A 19,147-nucleotide genomic window follows, 5' to 3' on the forward strand; every position below is an offset into this window, starting at 1 on the left:
AGCCCCAACTGGTCCACGGGTATGGTCCAGTCACATGACGGATTCGTGGTCCAGTTCCGGGCTCGACGTCCACCTCGGCTGGCAGCCGTCGACGGGCCGCCGCGGTCTCGCCGCGGCGATCCGCACCGCCATCCGCGAGGGCCGGTGGCAGCCGGGCGCGGCGGTGCCCTCGACCCGCGCGCTGGCGCACGACCTCGGTGTCGCGCGCGGCACGGTCACGCGGGTGTACGCCGACCTCGCGGCCGAGGGCTACCTGCGCACGGCCCAGGGCGCGCCGACCCGGGTGGCGACCGCGGGGTCACTCCCCCAGTCCGCCCCACGGCAGGCGCCCCGCGACCCGGCGCCGCGCTGGGACCTGCGGCCGGGACGCCCGGACCTGACGGCCTTCCCGCGTCAGGCGTGGATCACCGCGACGCGGCGCGCCCTGCTGCGGACCCCGGCGGCGGCGTTCGGCTACGAGTCGGAGTTCGGCGCGCCGGAGCTGCGCGACACCCTCGCGGCATACCTGGCCCGCAGCCGCGGGGTGGTGGCCGACCCGGAGCGGATCGTGGTGTGCCACGGGTACTCGCACGCGGTCGCCGTGCTGTCCCGGGCGTTGTCCGGCCTGGGCGTCGGCGAAATCGCCTTCGAGAACCCGTCGTTCGGCAGGTACCGGTCCATCGCGGCGGCCCAGGGCCCGCGGGTGGTCGGCGTGCCGGTCGACGAGCACGGGATCGACGTGTCCGCCTTGGCCAGCCCGGCGGTGGTCGTGACGGCGGCACACCAGTACCCGACCGGCGTCACGCTGGCCCCGCCGCGACGGGCGGCACTGACCCGCTGGGCCACCGAGTCGGGGGCGTTCGTGCTGGAGGACGACTACGACGGCGAGTTCCGCTTCGACCGTCAGCAGGTCGGGGCGTTGCAGGCGCTGGCGCCGGAGCGGGTGGTGTACGCGGGCACGGCGAGCAAGACGCTGGCGCCGGCCTTGCGCCTGGCGTGGCTGGTGCTGCCGCGGTCGCTGGTGGAGCCGGTCCGCGCGGCGATGGCCGACAGCGGTTCGCGCCCGGTGGTGCTGAACCAGCTGGTGCTGGCGGAGCTGATCGACTCGGGCGCGTACGACCGGCACGTCCGCCGCAGCCGCGCCGAGTACCGCTCACGCCGTGCGCGCCTGCTGGCCGCGTTGCCGGACTCGGTGCGCCCGCGAGGCATCGCGGCGGGCCTGCACCTGCTGCTGATGCTGCCGGCGGACGGCCCCTCGGAAGCGACGGCGCTGGCGGCCTGCCGCCGCCGCGCGATCGGCATCGAGGGCCTGTCGGGCTACTGGATGGAGCCCGGCGGCCCGGGAGGCCTGATCGTCGGCTACGCGGCGACGCCGAAACACGCGTTCGCGGGAGCCACGCAGACGTTGGTGGAAGCCCTCTGGGAAATCACCTCCTGACCGGTCCGCGGGCCGTCAGAACCAGCAACCGGGGCGGACGCGAAGCAGTTCCGTCCGCAGCACGGGCGTCCCGTCGACCGGCGCCGGATCATCGGCAGTCGGCTGGATTCCACCGGCGGCGACCTTGTCTAGCGTCTTCAGCCCTTCGGCGCCGACCGTCCCGAAGACCGTGTAGTTCGGCCGCAGCGCGGAATCGCCGTACACGACGAAGAACTGCGAGCCGTTCGTGTCCGGTCCCGCGTTGGCCATCGCCAGCAACCCGCGCGCGTACACCCGCCGAGCCCCGGTCGGGTCGGTCGGCGCGGGCGGCAGGTCCACCGGCAGCTCGTCCTTGTACTTGTAGCCCGGGCCGCCTTCGCCGGTCGCGGTCGGGTCGCCGCACTGCAGGACCTTCAACGTCGGGTACGCCGTGAGCCGGTGGCACACCGTGTGGTCGTAGAACCGGTGCCGCGCCAGGTGCAGGAAGCTCTGCACGGTGCACGGCGCCTTCGCCCGGTCGAGCCGCAGCGGCAGCGCGCCCTGGGTGGTCGGGATCGCGACGTCGACCTGGCCGTGACTCGGCGTGTGCCGCGGGTCGGGCGGCAGCGGTACCGGCCGCGCGGGCGGGTCGTCGGGCGTCCCGGTGTACTGGCAGGGCCCGTGCGTCGTCTTCGGCGGCGGCGCGTCGGCCGCGGTGGCGACGCCGTTGCCGGCCACGAACAACGCGCCGGCCGCCAGCGCGGTGACGAGTGTCTTCTTCATCCTGCACGCCCTCCCAGTGATCGCCCGGTTCCGGAGCGCCCCGCAGTCTAGGGCCCGGCACCGACAGCCAGAACCGGCGAAAGTCGCCCATGTCAACCGGTCGGGTGAACCTCGGCGGCGGCCCCCCGGAAATTGTCGGACCCCCGGCGCACGATGGTCAGCACGCGGCGAACCCGCCGCCAACGAGGGAGGGCACCATGGAATTCCGGCGAAGATCCGTTGCCGTGGCACGGTTTCTGTTCACGACGCTGGCCCGGGCCGCGCTACCGCCGCAGATCCGCGATCAGCTCTTCCGCGGCGGCGAACGGATCGATCTGCCGGGCCACCACGCGTTCGGCGACCCCGGCGAGCCGTCCGCCGCCGCGCAGGTCCACCAGCTCGGCGCGCAACCGCCGGAGCGCGATGGCCTCGATCTCTTCGCGCGCCCGCTGGACGCGACGCCGGGACAGCTCGCCGTGTTCGGCGAGCCAGTCGTGATGGGCGGCGAGGGCGCGCACGACCTCGTCGATGCCCTCACCTTTCGCCGCGACGGTCCGCACGATCGGCTGGCGCCAGGCGGGCCCCCGGATCTCCCGGCGCGCCAGGGAAATCATCTGCTTGAGGTCGTGCACCGTCGCGTCGGCGCCCTCGCGGTCCGCCTTGTTCACGACGAACACGTCGGCGATCTCGAGCACCCCGGCCTTCGCCGCCTGGATCCCGTCACCCATGCCCGGCGCGAGCAGCACCACCGTGGTGTCGGCCAGCTTCACGACGTCCACTTCGGACTGTCCGACGCCCACGGTCTCGATCAGTACCACGTCGAAGCCCGCGGCGTCGAGCACGCGCACGGCCTGCGGGGTCGCCCAGGAAAGGCCGCCGAGGTGCCCGCGCGTGGCCATCGAGCGGATGAACACGCCGGGGTCGGTGGCGTGCTCGGTCATCCGGATCCGGTCGCCGAGGAGCGCGCCGCCGGAAAACGGCGAAGACGGGTCGATGGCGAGGACCCCGACGCGTTTGCCTTCCGCGCGCAACGCGGTGAGCAGCGCCGAAGTCGAAGTCGACTTGCCGACGCCGGGCGGACCGGTGAGCCCGACGACCCGGGCCCGTCCGGTGTGCGGGGTCAGCGCCCGCGCGATCTCGGCGACGCGGGGGTGGGCGTCTTCGACGAGCGACAGCAGCCGCGCGACGGCACGGGGCTGCCCGTCCCGCGCGCGGCCGACCAGGTCGTCGAGGTCGGGTGCGCCGGCCACTTACGCCGACGGCACCCGCAGCAGGAGGGCGTCGCCCTGGCCGCCGCCACCGCACAGCGCGGCCGCGCCGAGCCCGCCACCGCGGCGGCGCAGCTCGTGCACGAGGTGCACGGCGAGCCGGGCACCGGAGGCGCCGATCGGGTGGCCGAGGGCGATGGCGCCGCCGTTGACGTTGACCTTTTCCGGGTCGAGGCCGAGCTTCTCGGTCGACACGAGCCCGACGGCGGCGAAAGCCTCGTTGATCTCGACGAGGTCGAGCGCGTCGGCGGTGAGGTTCGCCTTCGCCAGCGCGGCGAGGATGGCGTTCGAGGGCTGCTCGTGCAGGCTCGCGTCCGGCCCGGCGACGACGCCGTGCGCGCCGATCTCGGCGAGCGGCGTGATGCCGAGCTCCTCGGCCTTGGCTTTGCTGGCCACGACGACCGCGGCGGCGCCGTCGGAGATCTGCGAGGCCGAGCCCGCGGTGATGGTGCCGTCGGAGGCGAAGGCCGGGCGCAGCTTGGCGAGGCCTTCGGCGGTGGTGTCGGCGCGGACGCCCTCGTCGGTGTCGAAGACGACCGGGTCGCCCTTGCGCTGCGGGATGGTGACCGGCGCGATCTCCTCGGCGAAGTAACCGTTCTTGATCGCCTCGGCGGCGCGCTGGTGCGAGCGGGCCGAGAAGGCGTCCTGCTGTTCGCGCGTGACGCCGTAGCGAGAGTTGTACTTCTCCGTCGAGGCGCCCATCGCGACCTGGTCGAAGGCGCAGAAGAGCCCGTCGTAGGCCATGTGGTCGACGAGGGTGGTGTCGCCGTACTTGAAGCCGGAGCGGGACTTCGGCAGCAGGTGCGGCGCCTGGGTCATCGACTCCTGGCCGCCGGCGACGACGAGGTCGAACTCGCCGGCCCGGATCAGCTGGTCGGCGAGCGCGATGGCGTCGAGGCCGGAAAGGCAGACCTTGTTGATCGTGAGGGCGGGCACGCTCATCGGGATGCCCGCGGCGACGGCGGCCTGCCGGGCCGGGATCTGGCCGGCGCCGGCGGTGAGCACCTGGCCCATGATCGTGTACTGCACGGCGTCCGGGGAGACCCCGGCGCGTTCGAGGGCGGCCTTGATCGCGATCCCGCCCAGCTGTGCCCCCGTGAAGTCCTTGAGGGATCCGAGCAGGCGCCCGATCGGCGTACGGGCGGCACCCAGGATCACGGAACCGGACACGGCGTCCTCCAAGCATCGGCGCATGGGCAGTTTTCCCGACCATACCCGGGTGACGGCCATCTTGATGGAGCCAGTGTGAGGCGGGGCACGCGACGATTCCGGGCCGCGGCGGCGCGCGGGCCCCCTATCCTGCCTCCATGAATGACGCCCTGCGGCCGTTCGTGACGGCCATCGACCACGTCGGCATCGCGGTCCCGGACCTGGACGCGGCCATCGAGTTCCACCGCGCGCACTTCGGCCTGGAGGTCGCGCACGAGGAGGTGAACGAGGAGCAGGGAGTGCGGGAGGCGATGCTGCGCGCCCCCGGCACGGCGGCCACGGAGACCCAGATCCAGCTGCTGGCCCCGCTGCGCGACGACTCGGCGATCGGCAAGTTCCTGGCCAAGAGCGGCCCGGGACTGCAGCAGCTGGCCTACCGCGTGTCCGATGTGGACGCAGCAGCGGCAGCACTGCGGGAGCAGGGCCTGCGCCTGCTGTACGAGACGGCGAAGCGCGGCACCTCCAACAGCAGGGTCAACTTCGTCCACCCGAAGGACGCGGGCGGCGTGCTGGTGGAACTGGTCGAGCCGGCCAAGGACACCACGGCCCACTGACGCGAGCCCGTTCGCGCACGGCGACTGCACCGCGAAGGCAGGCGACCAACGGCGGACCGCAGCGCGACGGCATCACGTCCGGCGACATGCCCGGCCACCGGGCCGGCAACCCACCGGTTCCCGGACAACCCGCCCCGACCGGAACGACCGGCGCCAAGCCGGCCCCGGGCGGCTCAAAGCCCACGCAGGGCCGCACGGCCGAGCCGCAACCACGGCCGCACGGCCCCGCCTCGGCTAAGCCGGCGCCGTTTTCGAGACCAGGGCGTCGGCGATGAATGTCAGCTCGCCGTCGAACTCGGCGGGGAGGTCGTCGTCCGAGTGGCGGGCCGTCGCGTGGCGGTGGCTCACCGCCCGGGCCAGCAGGCCCGAGGCGTGCTCCACGTCCGCCGGGGGCAACACTCCGCCGGTGGCCGCCAGGATCACCGCGCGGACCTGGCGCACCAGCACCTGGAAGCGCTCGTGCAAGGCGTCGCGGACCACGTGGTGGGTGTCGGCCTCGCGCCACAGCAGGTGGGACAGGCCCAATGACCTGCTGAACCGGTGGTCGAGTTCGCGAACCAGCCGCCGCAGGCTGCCCGCGAGGTCACCCGGGACCACCACCACGGACGGCTCTATGCGCTCGTCGGGCAGCCGCTCGACGAGCGCCGTGAGCAGGTCCGCCTTGTGGCGGAAGTAGTAGTGCACCAGCCCCTTCGGCACCCCGGCCTGCTCGGCGATGCGGGAGGTCGGGGTGGCGTCGAAGCCGGACTCGGCGAAGAGCGCCTCGGCGGCGCAGAGGATGCGCTCCTTCGCCGAATCCTCGGTCATTCCGGTGCCTCCTGGTCCGTCAGTGCTGGCCTGCCGTGCGGTGCGCGGCGTTCGCGACCGGCATCGCCGCCGCGCCCGCGATGACCGTCAGCACCCCGGCGATCCAGGACGTCCAGGAAGCGCCGTTGAACTCGGTGTACCCCATCACCCACGGCGCGATGAACAGCAGCACGCCGAGCGCGATCTGGATGCCTTCGCCGTAGACCATGCCCGGCATCGCCAGCGAGACCAGGCCGTCGAGTGCGATCAAGACGCCCAGGACGACCATCGTCCACATCGCGGTCGTGTCCGTGCTCAGCCAAAGGGGTGAAAGAGCGGCGACCACCCCGATGACGACCTCGGCCCAGTCGTGCGGCCGGGTCCAGGCGCGCGTAGAGACTTCACTCATTCGTGCTCACCTCCGTCGGTGAAACTACTGGTCGGGTGGGTGTTCCCACTGCCGATCATCCGCTTGACTGGCCAGCCGGTCAAGATTCGTCGGTCACAGTTGGGCGTGTAATCGTGCCCTCCGTCTCGTACAGTTGTGTCCGCGAGTTACTGGCGAGTAATTTCTGCCGCCAACGCCGTTGACCCCCACTCCGCGGAGGAACCGATGACGCAGCTCGGCGAGATCCAGCAGGCCATCCTGAACGGCGACTCCGCCGCGGTCGGCTCGTTGCCCGTGCCCGAGAGCTACCGCGGGGTGACCGTGCACGCGGACGAGGTCGACATGTTCGAGGGCCTCGAGAGCCGGGACAAGGACCCGCGCAAGTCGCTGCACGTCGACGACGTGCCCGTCCCCGAACTGGGCCCCGGCGAGGCGCTGGTCGCGGTGATGGCGAGCGCGATCAACTACAACACCGTGTGGACGTCGATCTTCGAGCCGATCCCCACGTTCAAGTTCCTCAAGAAGTACGGGAAGCTCTCGCCGCTGGCCAAGCGGCACGACCTGCCCTACCACGTCGTCGGGTCCGACCTGTCCGGCGTCGTGCTGCGCACCGGCGTCGGCGTGCACAACTGGAAGCCGGGCGACGAGGTGGTCGCGCACTGCCTGAACGTCGAACTCGAGGGCCCGGACGGGCACAACGACACGATGCTCGACACCGAGCAGCGGATCTGGGGCTTCGAGACGAACTTCGGCGGCCTCGCCGAGATCGCCCTGGTCAAGGCCAACCAGCTGATGCCGAAGCCGGACCACCTGACCTGGGAGGAGGCCGCCTCCCCCGGGCTGGTCAACTCCACCGCCTACCGCCAGCTCGTCTCGCGCAACGGCGCCGACATGAAGCAGGGTGACGTCGTCCTGATCTGGGGCGCTTCCGGCGGCCTCGGCTCCTACGCGACGCAGTACGCGCTGAACGGCGGCGCGATCCCGGTGTGCGTCGTCTCCAGCCCGGAGAAGGCGGCGATCTGCCGCAAGCTCGGCGCCGAGCTGATCATCGACCGCAGCGCCGAGGGCTACAAGTTCTGGAAGAACGAGACCGAGCAGGACCCGAAGGAGTGGCAGCGCTTCGGCGCGAAGATCCGCGAGCTGACCGGCGGCGAGGACCCGGACATCGTCTTCGAGCACCCCGGCCGCGAGACGTTCGGCGCGTCCGTCTACGCCGCGCGCAAGGGCGGCACGATCGTCACGTGCGCGTCGACGTCGGGCTACCTGCACCAGTACGACAACCGCTACCTCTGGATGAACCTGAAGCGGATCATCGGCTCCCACTTCGCGAACTACCGCGAGTCCTGGGAGGCGAACCGGCTGATCGCGAAGGGCCTGATCCACCCGACGCTGTCGAAGACCTACCCGCTGGAAGAGACCGGGCAGGCCGCGCTGGACGTCCACCGCAACGCCCACCAGGGCAAGGTCGGCGTGCTCGCGCTCGCTCCCGAAGAGGGCCTCGGCGTCCGCGACGAGGAGAAGCGCGCGAAGCACATCGAAGGGATCAACGCCTTCCGCGGTGCCTGATCCGGGTGGGCGCCGGGGGCCTGTTTCCCCGGCGCCACCGGCAAGTCCCCCGCCGCAGCAGACGGCACGTTCGGCGCACCACACGGGTGCTCACCCTTCCGTGACCCGGCTGCGACTACGGTAGGGCCATGAGCCTTGGCGATGAACGGGAGCTTGTGCCGCTGGGAGCCGGCTTCGACGTGGCGAAGCGGGGGTACAGCCGAGCACAGGTCGACGAGCACCTCGAACGGCTGGACGCCGACCTGAAGATGCTCACCGCCGACCGGGACGCGGCCATCGCGCAGGCCGGCGACCTGGCCCGGCAGCTGGAGATCGCCCGCGGGGAGATCGCGGACCTGCGCGGGCAGGTCGACCGGCTCGCCCAGCCGCCGACGAGCGTCGAAGGCCTGTCCGAACGGCTGCAGCGGATGCTGCGCCTGGCCCAGGACGAGGCCGCCGACACGCGCGCCCGCGCCGAAGCCGAGGCCGGGCACATCCGCGCCAAGGCCGAGACGGACGCGAGCGCCATGCGGGCCCGCTACGAGCAGCTGCTCACCGAGCTCGACCTGCGGCGCAAGGAGATGGAGGCCGAGCACCGGAAGGTCCTCGAAGACGCCCGCGCGCAGGCCAAGGAGATCACCGACAAGGCCGAGGCGGAGCGCAAGCGGCTCGACACCGAGTCCCTGGAACGGCGCACCAAGGTCGAAGAGGACTTCGAGATCGCCATGGCCGCACGCCGCACCGAGGCGATGCGGGTGCTGGCCGAGCAGGAGGCGGCGAGCAAGGCCGAGGCCGCGCGCCGCGTCCAGGAGGCCACTCAGGACGCCGCCGACATCCGGGCGAAGGTCCTCGAAGAGGAGAAGGCCGCGAAGGCCGACATCGAACGCCGTCAGCGCGAGTCGGTCGCGGAGGCGAACAAGCGCCGTCAGGACTCGATCACCGAGGCCAACGCCCGGCTCGCGGAGGCCGCCGACGAGGCGCGCCGCCGCGTCACGGCGGCGACCGAGGAGTCGAACCGGCGGATCATGCAGGCCAACGAGCGTGTCGACGCGCTGCGCAAGGTGCGCGGCGGCCTCGCGGAGCAGGTCCGCGCGGCGCGCGCGGCGCTGGCCGAGGCGCACACCGTGCTCGGCGACGAGATCAAGGTGCCCGCCGAGGTCAAGGCCGACCTCGCCACGGACAAAACCGGCAAGCCGGACATAGTGTCCGCGGACGATACCGAAAAGACGGTCAAGGTCCCGGACGTCGAGGAGACGGTCCGGATCCGCGCCGCCGACGTGCCGAAGCCGAAACCGGCCGCCAAACCGGCTCCGAAGCCCGCGCCGAAGCCGGCTCCGAAGCCGAGCGGAGCGCAGAAAGCGACTGGCGAGTAACCTTCCACCCGACACGGGCGCGGACGAGCCGGCACGGTCGGTACCGACCGGCTATCGTCCCTGCTCACGCGGGATCACCTGGAGGTTTGCGCATGGGTGCGGCATATCGGACCGTGGTGGTGGGCACGGACGGCTCGGAGTCCTCGTTCGCCGCGGTGGACCGCGCGGCGGCGGTCGCCGGCGACGCGGGCGCCACGCTCGTCATCGCGTGTGCGTACTACCCGGCCAGCAAGTCCGAGGTCGACAAGGCCCAGGACGTCCTCGGCGAGGAGGCGTACCAGGTCGTCGGCTCGGCACCGGCCGAGGACACCCTGCAGTCGGCGCGGGACCGGGCGGCGCGCGCGGGCGCGGAGAAGATCGACACGGTCGCGGTGAAGGGCGACCCGGTCGACTCGCTGCGCAAGGTCGTCCACGAGCGCGAGGCCGACCTGCTGGTGGTCGGCAACCGCGGGCTGAACACGATCGCCGGGCGGATCCTGGGCTCGGTGCCGTCGGAGGTGGCGCGCAAGTCCGGCGTGGACGTGCTGATCGTCCACACGACCTGAGCCCGTGACCGAACCGAGCGAGGAGCTCCAGCAGCGGCTCGAACGCGTCCTGCTCGGCGGCAGGCGGAAGTACACCCGGCTCGAGGTGGCGGAGCAGGCCGGCGTGCCCGACGAGCGGTCACGCCGGCTCTGGCGCGCGCTGGGCTTCGCGACCGTCCGTGACGACGAGGTCGTCTTCACCGACGCGGACGTCGAGGCGATGCGGACGGCGGACCAGCTGGTCCAGTCGGGGCTGATCGACCCGAGCATCGAGGTCTCGGTGACGCGCGCGCTCGGCCAGCACCTGTCGCGGCTGGCCGAGTGGCAGGTCGACATGCTGTGGGAGCTGATCCGGGAGCAGCCGGAGCTGGGCCGCAGCGAGCGTCAGGTGACGCGCCTGGTCGACCGGCTGCTGCCGGAGCTGGAGCGGGTGCAGAACTTCGTCTGGCGCCGGCACCTGGCGGCGTATGCGGGCCGGGCGTTCGCGGCCCCGGACGAGCACCTGGAGTCCCGCACGGAAGTTGTCGGGTTCGTCGACATGGTGGGCTACACGCGGCTGACGCGCCAGATCGGCGAAGACGAGCTGAGCCGGGTGCTGGACGCGTTCGAGACGCTGGCGACGGAGGTGATCGCCGAGCACCACGGCCGGGTGGTGAAGATGATCGGCGACGAGGTCCTGTTCGTCGCGGACTCGCCGGTGGACGCGGCGGAGATCGCCCTGGTGCTGGCGGAACGCACGTCGGCGGACGAAAGCCTGCCGGCGGTGCGGGCGGGAATGGCGTCGGGCCGCATCCTGTCGCGCTTCGGCGACGTGTACGGCTCGGTGGTCAACCTGGCGGCCCGTCTGACGTCGGTGGCCCGCCCGGGGACGATCCTGGTGGACCGCGAGCTGGCGGCCGAGCTGGCTGAGGAGAAGGCGTACGAGCTGCGCTCCCGCCGCCCGGTGACGGTGCGGGGCTACAACCGCCTGCGCCCGGCGGCGCTCCGCCGGGCCCGGGAGGAGCCGTCGGGCATGTTCGCCAGCTCGCAGCAGCTGGCGGCCGAGATGCTGGGCCTCGCGGACGGCTCCGCCCGGGTGGCCGCGCCGGAAGAACCCGCCACCCCGGTGGAAGACGATGTGACAGAGGCGCCGGAGCGGAAGTCCCGCCGCCGGCGGCGCCGCATCCTCTGACCGGCGGGCTCAAGCGTCGAAATCGACCGTCAGCGTCTCCGAGACCGGGTACGACTGGCAGGTGAGCACGAATCCCGCGGCCACCTCGGCCTGCTCCAGTGCGAAGTTGCGCCGCAGGTCGACCTTGCCCTCCGTCACCTTGCCCCGGCAGGTCCCGCACACGCCGCCCTTGCAGGCGAACGGCAGGTCCGGGCGGAACTTCTGGGCTCCGTCCAGCACCGACGACGACCGGGGCAGCGTCATCGGCGTCGAACGGCCGTCCAGGACCAGCGTCACCTCCGACGACTCCCCCGCCACCGCCGGGTCCTCGTGCGTCACCGGGGCCGGCGGGGTGTCCACGTAGAACAGCTCCTGGTGCACCCGCGACTCCGGTACGCCCAGCGACAGCAACAGGTCACGGGCTCCCGAGACCATTTCGAACGGGCCGCACAGCCACCAGTGGTCCACCGACGGCACCGGAACCAGCGACGAGAAGAGCGCCCGCAGCTTCGGGACGTCCAGGCGGCCGGTGAACAGCTCCGCTTCGCGTGGCTCGCGCGACAGCACGTGGATCAGCTCCAGCCGGTCCGGCGCCGAGTCCTTCAGGTCCGCCAGCTCGTCCGCGAACATCACCGTGTCCGTGCGGCGGTTGCCGTACAGCACCGTCACCGTCGACGTCGAAAACCGCAGCAGCGACGACACGATCGACAGCACCGGGGTGATGCCCGAACCCGCCGCGATCAGCACGTGGTGGCCGCCCGCCGAGAGGTCCGGGGTGAACGAGCCCGACGGCGGCGCCACCTCGACCGTGTCGCCCGGCCGCACCTGGTGCACCAGCCACGACGAGAACAGCCCGTCCGGCACCAGCCGGACGCCGACCCGCGGCGGGGCGCCCGCCGGCGCGCAGATCGAATACGACCGGCGCTCGTCACGCCCGTCGATCGACCGCCGCAGTGTCAGGGACTGGCCCGGCTTGAAATCGAACTCCGCCGAAAGCTCCGCCGGCACGTCGAACGTCACCGCGACCGCGTCCTCGCACAGCCGCTCGACGCCCGCCACCTTCAGCTCGTGAAACCGCGCCACGCTAGATCTCCTTGACGTGCTCGAACGGCTCGGCACACGACCGGCAGCGCCACAGCGCCTTGCACGCCGTCGCGCCGAAGCGGGACTGCTCCTCCGTGTCCGCCGATCCGCACTGCGGGCAGCGCACGGCCGGAACCGGCGGCGACAGCGTCAGCGGGATCGGCCCGGACCGCCGGGGCGCCGCACCCGGCGGGGCGATCCCGGCCGCGGCCAGCTTCGACCGGCCCTCGGCCGAAATCCAGTCCGACGTCCACGCCGGCGACAACTGCGTGCGGATCTCGACGTCGGCGAAACCCGCCGAACGAAGGGCGTGTTCGAGGTCGTCGCGCATGGTGTCCATTGCCGGGCAGCCCGTGTACGTCGGCGTGATCGAGACGACCACGCGGCCGCCGGACTCGGCCACCGAGCGCAGCACGCCCAGGTCCGCCAGCGTCAGCATCGGCAGCTCGGGGTCGGCGACCGTGGCCGCGACGGCCGCCGCGGTCACCATTTCGCGTCCGGCATCGCCCGGGCGACGCTCTGCAGCTCCGCCAGCACGTACCCCATCTGCTCGGTGTGGACGCCGTCGCGGCCCGTCCGGCCCGACACCCCGGCGATCTCGCCCGAAACCGGCCGGGCCAGTGTCGCCGCGGACAGCGCCTGGTCCAGCACCGCGTCGAACTCGGGCCGCAGCGAAGCCGCGTCGACGAACTCCACCGGGTGCGTCCGGAACAGCTCCCCGACGTACGGCCAGACCGCGTCGAGCCCTTCCTGCATCCGCTCGTGCGACAACGCCGTCCCGTCGCCGAGGCGGACCAGCCACTGCGCGGCGTAGTCGCGGTGGTAGGTCAGCTCCTTGACGCCCTTGTCCGCGATCGCCGCCAGCACCGGGTCCACCGACGAGACCAGCCGCTGCAGCAGTGCCAGCCGCCACGTCGAGAACACGAACAGCCGCGCGATCAGGTGCCCGAAGTGCCCGCCGCCCAGCTCCGCGAGCCGGACGTTGCGGAACTCGTGCTCGGCCCGGAAGAACGCGAACGAGTCCTCCGTGCGGGCCGAGCCGTCGGCCTTGCCCGCCCGGGCCAGCAGCAGCCGGGCCTGCCCGAGCAGGTCCAGCGCGATGTTGGCGATCGCGACCTCGTCCTCCAGCTCGGGCGCGTTGGTGCACCACTGCTGGAGCCGGTGGGAGAAGATCAGCGCGTCGTCGCCGAGCATCAGGCAGTAGGCGGACAGCGCCGCACCGTCCACACCGGACGGAACGGAGGTGTCCACACCGGACAGCGGGTCTTCGAAGCCGGTGCCGAACGCCCAGCGGGCGTCGTTCTCCTCGGTGATGGCCTCGTACACGTTGTCGAAACTCATATGTGCGGCACATCCTCGGGAATGTCGTAGAACGTCGGGTGCCGGTACACCTTGTCCCCGCTCGGCGCGAAGAACGGGTCCTTCTCGTCCGGCGAGGACGCCGTGATCGCCGAAGCGCGCACGACCCAGATCGACACGCCTTCGTTGCGGCGGGTGTAGAGGTCACGCGCGTGGTGCAGCGCCATCTCGTCGTCGGCCGCGTGCAGCGAACCAACGTGCACGTGGTTCAGCCCGCGCTTGCCGCGGACGAACACCTCGTACAGCGGCCAGTCGTGCTTGATCGGCCCGGGGGCGGCGGGGACGCCCTCCAGCGGGACGGCCCCGTGGCCGCCTTCGGCGGTCAGGTCGCTCACTTGCGCTCCTTCTTCTCCGCGTGCGCCACGGCGGCTTCCCGCACCCAGGCGCCGTCTTCGTGCGCGCGACGCCGGTGGGCGATCCGCTGCGCGTTGCAGGGACCGTTGCCCTTCAGCACGTTCTTGAACTCGTCCCAGTCGACCGCGCCGAAGTCGTAGTGCCCGCGCGCGGCGTTCCACTTCAGGTCCGGATCCGGGAACGTGACGCCCAGCGCCTCGGCCTGCGGCACCGACATGTCGACGAACCGCTGCCGCAGCTCGTCGTTGGTGTGCCGCTTGATCTTCCACGCCATCGACTGCGCGGTGTTCGGCGAATCGGCGTCCGGCGGGCCGAACATCATCAGCGACGGCCACCACCAGCGGTTCACGGCCTCCTGGACCATCTCGCGCTGCTGCTCGGTGCCCCTCATCATCGTCATCAGCAGCTCGTAGCCCTGCCGCTGGTGGAACGACTCCTCCTTGCAGATCCGGATCATCGCCCGCGCGTACGGCCCGTAGGACGAGCGGCACAGCGGCACCTGGTTGCAGATCGCGGCGCCGTCGACCAGCCAGCCGATCACGCCCACGTCGGCGAAGGTCAGCGTCGGGTAGTTGAAGATCGAGGAGTACTTCTGCTTGCCGGTGATCAGCTTGTCGGTCAGGTCCGCCCGGTCCGCGCCCAGCGTCGCCGCCGCGGAGTACAGGTACAGCCCGTGGCCGGCCTCGTCCTGCACCTTGGCCAGCAGGATCGCCTTGCGCCGCAGCGACGGCGCCCGCGTGATCCAGTTGCCTTCCGGCTGCATGCCGATGATCTCGGAGTGCGCGTGCTGCGCGATCTGCCGGATCATCGTCTTGCGGTAGCCCTCGGGCACCCAGTCGCGCGGCTCGATCCGCTGGTCGCGCTCGATCGTCGCCTCGAAGTGCTCTTCCAGCGAAACAGTGGCGGTCACGGCTGCTCCTTCGCGACGAGGGTCAGGACGTCGTACTTGGCCACGGACTCGCCGTCGGCGTTGGTGACGTCGGCGTCCCAGCGGACCTCGCCGTAGTCCTGGTCGATCCGCGGGGTGATCTGCTTGGCGGTCAGGGTCACGGTCAGGGAGTCGCCGACCTTGACCGGCGTGAGGAACCGGAGGTTCTCCAGGCCGTAGTTGGCCAGCACCGGGCCCGGCTCGGGCGAGACGAACAGGCCGGCCGCGAACGACACGACCAGGTAGCCGTGCGCGACGATCCCGCCGAACAGCGGGTTCGCCGCCGCGGCCTCCGGATCGGTGTGGGCGTAGAACGTGTCGCCGGTGAACTCGGCGAAGTGGTCGACGTCCGCCTGGGTGACCGTGCGCGGCCCGGCGACGACGGAGTCGCCGATCTTCAGCTCGGCCAGGGACTTCCGGAACGGGTGGACGCCTTCGCTGCGCGGGGCGCCGGTGACCCAGCGGCCGGTCACCGCGGAGAGCACCGCGGGCGAGCCCTGCACGGCCGTGCGCTGCATGTGGTGCAGCACGCCGCGGACGCCACCCAGCTCTTCGCCGCCGCCCGCGCGGCCCGGCCCGCCGTGGACCAGCTGCGGCATCGGCGAGCCGTGCCCGGTGGACTCCTTCGCGTCGTCGGCGTCCAGCACGAGCAGCCGGCCGTGGAACGGCGCCGCGCCCAGGACGACGTCCCGGACGAACTCCCGGTCCGCGCTGACCACGGACCCGGCCAGGCTGCCGCCGCCGCGGGCGGCGAAGTCGACCACCTGCTCGGTGGACGTGTACGGCATCAGCGTCGAGACCGGGCCGAACGCCTCGACCTCGTGCGGCTCGCTGCGTTCCGGGTCCGCCTTGAGCAGCACCGGCGAGATGAAGGCACCGCGCTCGGCGTCGGCGTCGACGACCTCGACGTGCTCCGGGTCGCCGAACACGACGCTCCCGGCGTCCAGCAGCGCCTTCAGCGACCGCCGGACCTCCTCGCGCTGCTCCAGGCTGGCCAGCGCGCCCATCCGGACGCCTTCGGACGCCGGATGGCCGACGGTCACCTTCGCGAGCCGCCCGGCTGCCGCCGCGGCCACGTCGTCCAGCAGCTCGGCGGGGACGAACGCGCGGCGGATCGCGGTGCACTTCTGGCCCGCCTTGACCGTCATCTCGGTGACCAGCTGCTTGACGAACAGGTCGAACTCGGTGGTCCCGGGACGCGCGTCCGGCCCCAGAATCGAGCAGTTCAGCGAATCGGCCTCGGCGTTGAACCGGACGGCGTTGCGGACGATGACCGGGTGCGCGCGCAGCTTCTGCGCGGTGGACGCCGAGCCGGTGAACGACACCAGGTCCTGCGCGGTCACGTGGTCGAGGAGGTCGCCGACGCTGCCCGCGACGAACTGCAGCGACCCCTCCGGCAGGATGCCGGACCCGACGATCAGCTCCACCAGCCGCGCGGTCAGGTAGGCGGTCTGGCTCGCGGGCTTGACCAGGCTCGGCACGCCGGCAAGGAACGCGGGCGCGAACTTCTCCAGCGGCCCCCACACCGGGAAGTTGAACGCGTTGATCTGCACCGCGACCCCGCGCAGCGGCGTCGCGATGTGCTGCGCCACGAACGTGCCGCCGCGCGAAAGCGGCTCGACGTTGCCCTCGACGTACACGGTGTCGTTCGGCAGCTCGCGCTTGCCCTTGGAGGCGTAGCTGAACAGCACGCCGATGCCGCCGTCGATGTCGAACTTCGAGTCACCCAGCGTGGCGCCGGTCTTCGCCGACAGCGCGTACAGCTCTTCCCGGTGTTCACGCAGGTGCGAGGCCAGCGCCTTCAGCAGGGCCGCGCGCTGGTGGAACGTCAGCTCCCGCAGCGCCGGACCGCCCACCCGGCGGCCGTGCTCCAGCGCCGCGGCGAAGTCGACCCCCTTCGACGAGATCCGGGCGACCTCCTCGCCCGTGGCCGCGTCGTGCAGCGGGACGCCGTCGTCCGCCGCCGTGTGCCACCCGCCCGAGACGTAGCTGCGCAGCAAAGCCATCAGGTCCGACCTCTTCCGCCGAATTACCAACCGGACGTTCAGTTAATCGCATGGTAGCCGCCCGCCCCCGAGATCGGAAGAGGTGAACGCTTGACACGGCCCCGGCCGCTGCCTTTACTGAGCGGCACCGTGAGGTGACCGTCCATTCGGTCAGTCTGGAGACTGCATGACCAACGCCGCGCACACCATGTTCGCCGCCGACGAGGCGTCGCGGGCGCTGGGCATCGAGCTGGTCGAGGCGAGCGACGGCCGGGCCGTGGCGACCATGACGATCACCCGCCGGATGGTGAACGGGCACGACATCGCGCACGGCGGGTACGTCTTCCTGCTCGCCGACACCGCCTTCGCCTGCGCCTGCAACACCCACGGGCCGGTGACGGTCGCCGCCGGCGCCGAAATCTCGTTCGTCGCGGCCGGACGGCTCGGCGACCACCTCGTCGCCACGGCCACCGAGCGCACCCGCTACGGCCGCAACGGCATCTACGACGTCACCGTGCACCGGGACACCCCCGGCGGGCCGGAGGTCGTCGCCGAATTCCGCGGCCGCAGCCGCGTCCTCTCCGCGAAACGGGACTGACCATGATCGAGGCGAACATCGGCGCGGACGAGCTGGCCGCCCTCCAGCTCGAACGTCTGCAGTGGACGCTCAGACACGCCTACGCCAACGTTCCGGCGTACACGCGCAAGTTCGACGAGGCCGGCGTCCACCCGGACGACTGCAAGGAACTGGCCGACCTGGCGAAGTTCCCGTTCACGACGAAACAGGACCTGCGGGACAACTACCCGTTCGGGATGTTCGCCGTGCCGCAGGACCAGGTCCGCCGCATCCACGCCTCCAGCGGCACGACCGGCAAGGCCACCGTCGTCGGCTACACCGAGCAGGACATCGACACGTGGGCGACGGTGATGGCCCGCTCGATCCACGCCGCGGGCGGCCGTCCGGGCCACAAGGTGCACGTCGCCTACGGCTACGGCCTGTTCACCGGCGGGCTCGGCGCGCACTACGGCGCCGAGAAGCTGGGCTGCACGGTGATCCCCGCGTCCGGCGGGATGACCGCGCGGCAGGTCCAGCTGATCACCGACTTCCGGCCCGAGATCATCATGGTCACCCCGTCGTACATGCTGACGCTGCTCGACGAGTTCGAGCGCCAGGGCATCGACCCGCGGGAAAGCTCCCTGAAAGTCGGCATCTTCGGCGCCGAGCCGTGGACCGAGCAGATGCGCGCCGAGATCGAGGAGCGCTTCGCCCTCGACGCCGTCGACATCTACGGGCTGTCCGAGGTGATGGGCCCGGGCGTCGCGCAGGAGTGCGTCGAGACGAAGGACGGCCTGCACGTCTGGGAGGACCACTTCTACCCCGAGGTGATCGACCCGTACTCCGAGGAGGTCCTGGGCGGCGGCGAGACCGGCGAGCTGGTGTTCACGTCGCTGACCAAGCAGGCGCTGCCGATCATCCGCTACCGCACCCGCGACCTCACCGCGTTGCGCCCCGGCACGGCCCGGCCGGCGTTCCGGCGGATGGACAAGGTCACCGGCCGCACCGACGACCTGATCATCCTGCGCGGGGTCAACGTATTCCCGACGCAGATCGAGGAGATCGTGCTGCGGACGCCCGCGCTGAGCCCGCACTTCCAGCTCGTCCGGTCGACACGCGGCCGGCTCGACCACCTGACCGTGCGGGTCGAGGCGCGTCACGACGCGTCTGCCGCGGCTCGCGAGGATGCCGCCGCTTCGCTGGTTTCGCAGGTGAAGGACGGCGTCGGCGTGACGGTGTCGGTGGAGGTCGTGGATCCGGACACGCTGGAGCGGTCGATGGGCAAGATGCGGCGGATCGTCGACCAGCGGGAGAAGCCGTGACCACGCCGCGGCGCGGGCGTCCGGGCTACGACCTCGAATCACTGCTGCAGGTGGCCGTGCGGCTGTTCAACGAGCGCGGCTACGACGGCACCAGCATGGAGGACCTCTCCCGCAAGCTCGGCATCACGAAGTCGGCGATCTACCACCACGTGCCCAGCAAGGAGGAGCTGCTGCGGCTGGCGGTCGACCGGGCACTGGACGGGCTGTCCGAAGCCGCGTCTTCGACGGCCCAGCTCGACGGGCGCGCGATCGACCGGCTCGAGCACCTGGTGCGCGGCAGCGTCCTGGTGCTCGCCGACCGGCTGCCGTTCGTGACGCTGCTGCTGCGGGTGCGCGGCAACACGAAGGTCGAGCGGGCGGCACTGGCCCGGCGGCGCGAGTTCGACCGGCTGGTGACCGACCTGGTCAAGCAGGCCGAAGCGGAGGGCGACATCCGCCCGGACGTCGACCCGGCCGTGACCGCGCGGCTGATCTTCGGCATGGTGAATTCCCTGATCGAGTGGTACAAGCCGCGGCGCGGGTCGTCCGCGACCGAGGTGGCGGACGCGGTGTGCAAGATCGCGTTCGAGGGCCTGCGCACCGGCTCGTGAGCGAGAAACAGCGTTGGAACACTGTTTCTCACTCAC

Annotated in this window: 20 protein-coding genes; 9 read left to right on the plus strand and 11 right to left on the minus strand. The window is 71.7% G+C overall.

Annotated features, from left to right (window positions below; translation table 11 throughout):
* Window positions 1-34: 34 nt before the first annotated feature.
* Window positions 35-1,417, plus strand: a complete 1,383-nt coding sequence (gene pdxR, locus BT341_RS40695) for a MocR-like pyridoxine biosynthesis transcription factor PdxR (protein ID WP_072481287.1) — start codon at window positions 35-37, stop codon at window positions 1,415-1,417.
* Between the two features lie 15 nt (window positions 1,418-1,432).
* Here the strand turns inward: pdxR and BT341_RS40700 are convergent, their stop codons facing one another.
* The 3 genes from BT341_RS40700 to BT341_RS40710 form a co-directional block, all read right to left on the minus strand.
* Window positions 1,433-2,158 (minus strand): peptidylprolyl isomerase, encoded by a 726-nt coding sequence (locus BT341_RS40700; RefSeq protein ID WP_072481288.1) that lies wholly within the window; start codon window positions 2,156-2,158, stop codon window positions 1,433-1,435.
* A gap of 263 nt (window positions 2,159-2,421) precedes the next feature.
* On the minus strand, window positions 2,422-3,387 hold the full coding sequence (meaB, locus tag BT341_RS40705; protein ID WP_072481289.1) for a methylmalonyl Co-A mutase-associated GTPase MeaB: 966 nt from the start codon (window positions 3,385-3,387) through the stop codon (window positions 2,422-2,424).
* On the minus strand, window positions 3,388-4,575 hold the full coding sequence (locus BT341_RS40710; protein WP_072482450.1) for an acetyl-CoA C-acetyltransferase: 1,188 nt from the start codon (window positions 4,573-4,575) through the stop codon (window positions 3,388-3,390). It lies immediately after the preceding gene.
* Between the two features lie 137 nt (window positions 4,576-4,712).
* Between BT341_RS40710 and mce the strand changes: the two genes are divergently transcribed.
* Window positions 4,713-5,168, plus strand: a complete 456-nt coding sequence (gene mce, locus BT341_RS40715) for a methylmalonyl-CoA epimerase (RefSeq protein WP_072481290.1) — start codon at window positions 4,713-4,715, stop codon at window positions 5,166-5,168.
* Between the two features lie 234 nt (window positions 5,169-5,402).
* Here the strand turns inward: mce and BT341_RS40720 are convergent, their stop codons facing one another.
* Together BT341_RS40720 and BT341_RS40725 are read right to left on the minus strand one after the other, a co-directional pair.
* Complete coding sequence (locus tag BT341_RS40720) at window positions 5,403-5,975, minus strand: TetR/AcrR family transcriptional regulator (protein WP_072481291.1); 573 nt, start codon at window positions 5,973-5,975, stop codon at window positions 5,403-5,405.
* Window positions 5,976-5,994: 19 nt separating this feature from the next.
* Complete coding sequence (locus tag BT341_RS40725) at window positions 5,995-6,363, minus strand: SPW repeat domain-containing protein (RefSeq protein ID WP_072481292.1); 369 nt, start codon at window positions 6,361-6,363, stop codon at window positions 5,995-5,997.
* Window positions 6,364-6,567: 204 nt separating this feature from the next.
* On the opposite strand from BT341_RS40725, the gene ccrA reads away from it, so the two are divergent.
* The 4 genes from ccrA to BT341_RS40745 all read left to right on the plus strand — a co-directional run bounded on the left by ccrA (window position 6,568) and on the right by BT341_RS40745 (window position 10,955).
* Window positions 6,568-7,908 (plus strand): crotonyl-CoA carboxylase/reductase, encoded by a 1,341-nt coding sequence (ccrA, locus tag BT341_RS40730; protein WP_072481293.1) that lies wholly within the window; start codon window positions 6,568-6,570, stop codon window positions 7,906-7,908.
* A 155-nt stretch (window positions 7,909-8,063) separates the two neighbouring features.
* The gene (locus tag BT341_RS40735; protein ID WP_072481294.1) at window positions 8,064-9,260 is read left to right on the plus strand and encodes a coiled-coil domain-containing protein; all 1,197 of its coding nucleotides are present in this window, start codon (window positions 8,064-8,066) and stop codon (window positions 9,258-9,260) included.
* A 92-nt stretch (window positions 9,261-9,352) separates the two neighbouring features.
* Window positions 9,353-9,805, plus strand: coding sequence for a universal stress protein (locus tag BT341_RS40740; RefSeq protein ID WP_072481295.1), 453 nt, complete (start codon window positions 9,353-9,355; stop codon window positions 9,803-9,805).
* 4 nt (window positions 9,806-9,809) lie between these two features.
* Window positions 9,810-10,955: an adenylate/guanylate cyclase domain-containing protein gene (locus tag BT341_RS40745; protein ID WP_072481296.1), complete on the plus strand. Its 1,146-nt coding sequence runs from the start codon at window positions 9,810-9,812 to the stop codon at window positions 10,953-10,955.
* Window positions 10,956-10,964: 9 nt separating this feature from the next.
* Here the strand turns inward: BT341_RS40745 and paaE are convergent, their stop codons facing one another.
* The 6 genes from paaE to paaZ all read right to left on the minus strand — a co-directional run bounded on the left by paaE (window position 10,965) and on the right by paaZ (window position 16,664).
* Window positions 10,965-12,017 (minus strand): 1,2-phenylacetyl-CoA epoxidase subunit PaaE, encoded by a 1,053-nt coding sequence (gene paaE, locus BT341_RS40750; RefSeq protein ID WP_072481297.1) that lies wholly within the window; start codon window positions 12,015-12,017, stop codon window positions 10,965-10,967.
* 1 nt (window position 12,018) lies between these two features.
* Window positions 12,019-12,507 (minus strand): 1,2-phenylacetyl-CoA epoxidase subunit PaaD, encoded by a 489-nt coding sequence (paaD, locus tag BT341_RS40755; RefSeq protein ID WP_072481298.1) that lies wholly within the window; start codon window positions 12,505-12,507, stop codon window positions 12,019-12,021.
* Window positions 12,501-13,358, minus strand: coding sequence for a 1,2-phenylacetyl-CoA epoxidase subunit PaaC (paaC, locus tag BT341_RS40760; RefSeq protein ID WP_072481299.1), 858 nt, complete (start codon window positions 13,356-13,358; stop codon window positions 12,501-12,503). The genes paaD and paaC overlap by 7 nt, the downstream gene beginning before the upstream one ends.
* Window positions 13,355-13,639 carry a 1,2-phenylacetyl-CoA epoxidase subunit PaaB gene (paaB, locus tag BT341_RS40765; RefSeq protein WP_072482451.1) on the minus strand — a complete coding sequence of 95 codons (285 nt, stop codon included), beginning with the start codon at window positions 13,637-13,639 and terminating at the stop codon, window positions 13,355-13,357. The genes paaC and paaB overlap by 4 nt, the downstream gene beginning before the upstream one ends.
* Window positions 13,640-13,707: 68 nt before the next feature.
* A complete protein-coding gene (gene paaA, locus BT341_RS40770; protein WP_072481300.1) occupies window positions 13,708-14,640 on the minus strand; it encodes a 1,2-phenylacetyl-CoA epoxidase subunit PaaA in 933 nt (310 codons plus the stop codon).
* Window positions 14,637-16,664, minus strand: a complete 2,028-nt coding sequence (paaZ, locus tag BT341_RS40775; protein ID WP_072481301.1) for a phenylacetic acid degradation bifunctional protein PaaZ — start codon at window positions 16,662-16,664, stop codon at window positions 14,637-14,639. Before paaZ ends, paaA begins: the two co-directional genes overlap by 4 nt.
* A 166-nt stretch (window positions 16,665-16,830) precedes the next feature.
* Here paaZ and paaI point away from each other — a divergent pair, with 166 nt between their 5' ends.
* From paaI to BT341_RS40790, 3 genes are read left to right on the plus strand one after another with little or no spacing between them, the layout of a single operon-like run.
* The gene (gene paaI, locus BT341_RS40780) at window positions 16,831-17,241 is read left to right on the plus strand and encodes a hydroxyphenylacetyl-CoA thioesterase PaaI (RefSeq protein WP_072481302.1); all 411 of its coding nucleotides are present in this window, start codon (window positions 16,831-16,833) and stop codon (window positions 17,239-17,241) included.
* A gap of 2 nt (window positions 17,242-17,243) precedes the next feature.
* Window positions 17,244-18,521 carry a phenylacetate--CoA ligase PaaK gene (gene paaK, locus BT341_RS40785; protein WP_072481303.1) on the plus strand — a complete coding sequence of 426 codons (1,278 nt, stop codon included), beginning with the start codon at window positions 17,244-17,246 and terminating at the stop codon, window positions 18,519-18,521.
* Window positions 18,518-19,111, plus strand: coding sequence for a TetR/AcrR family transcriptional regulator (locus BT341_RS40790; protein WP_072481304.1), 594 nt, complete (start codon window positions 18,518-18,520; stop codon window positions 19,109-19,111). Before paaK ends, BT341_RS40790 begins: the two co-directional genes overlap by 4 nt.
* Window positions 19,112-19,147: the final 36 nt, after the last annotated feature.

The organism is Amycolatopsis australiensis (assembly GCF_900119165.1).
In the GTDB taxonomy this organism is placed as follows: Bacteria; Actinomycetota; Actinomycetes; order Mycobacteriales; family Pseudonocardiaceae; genus Amycolatopsis; species Amycolatopsis australiensis.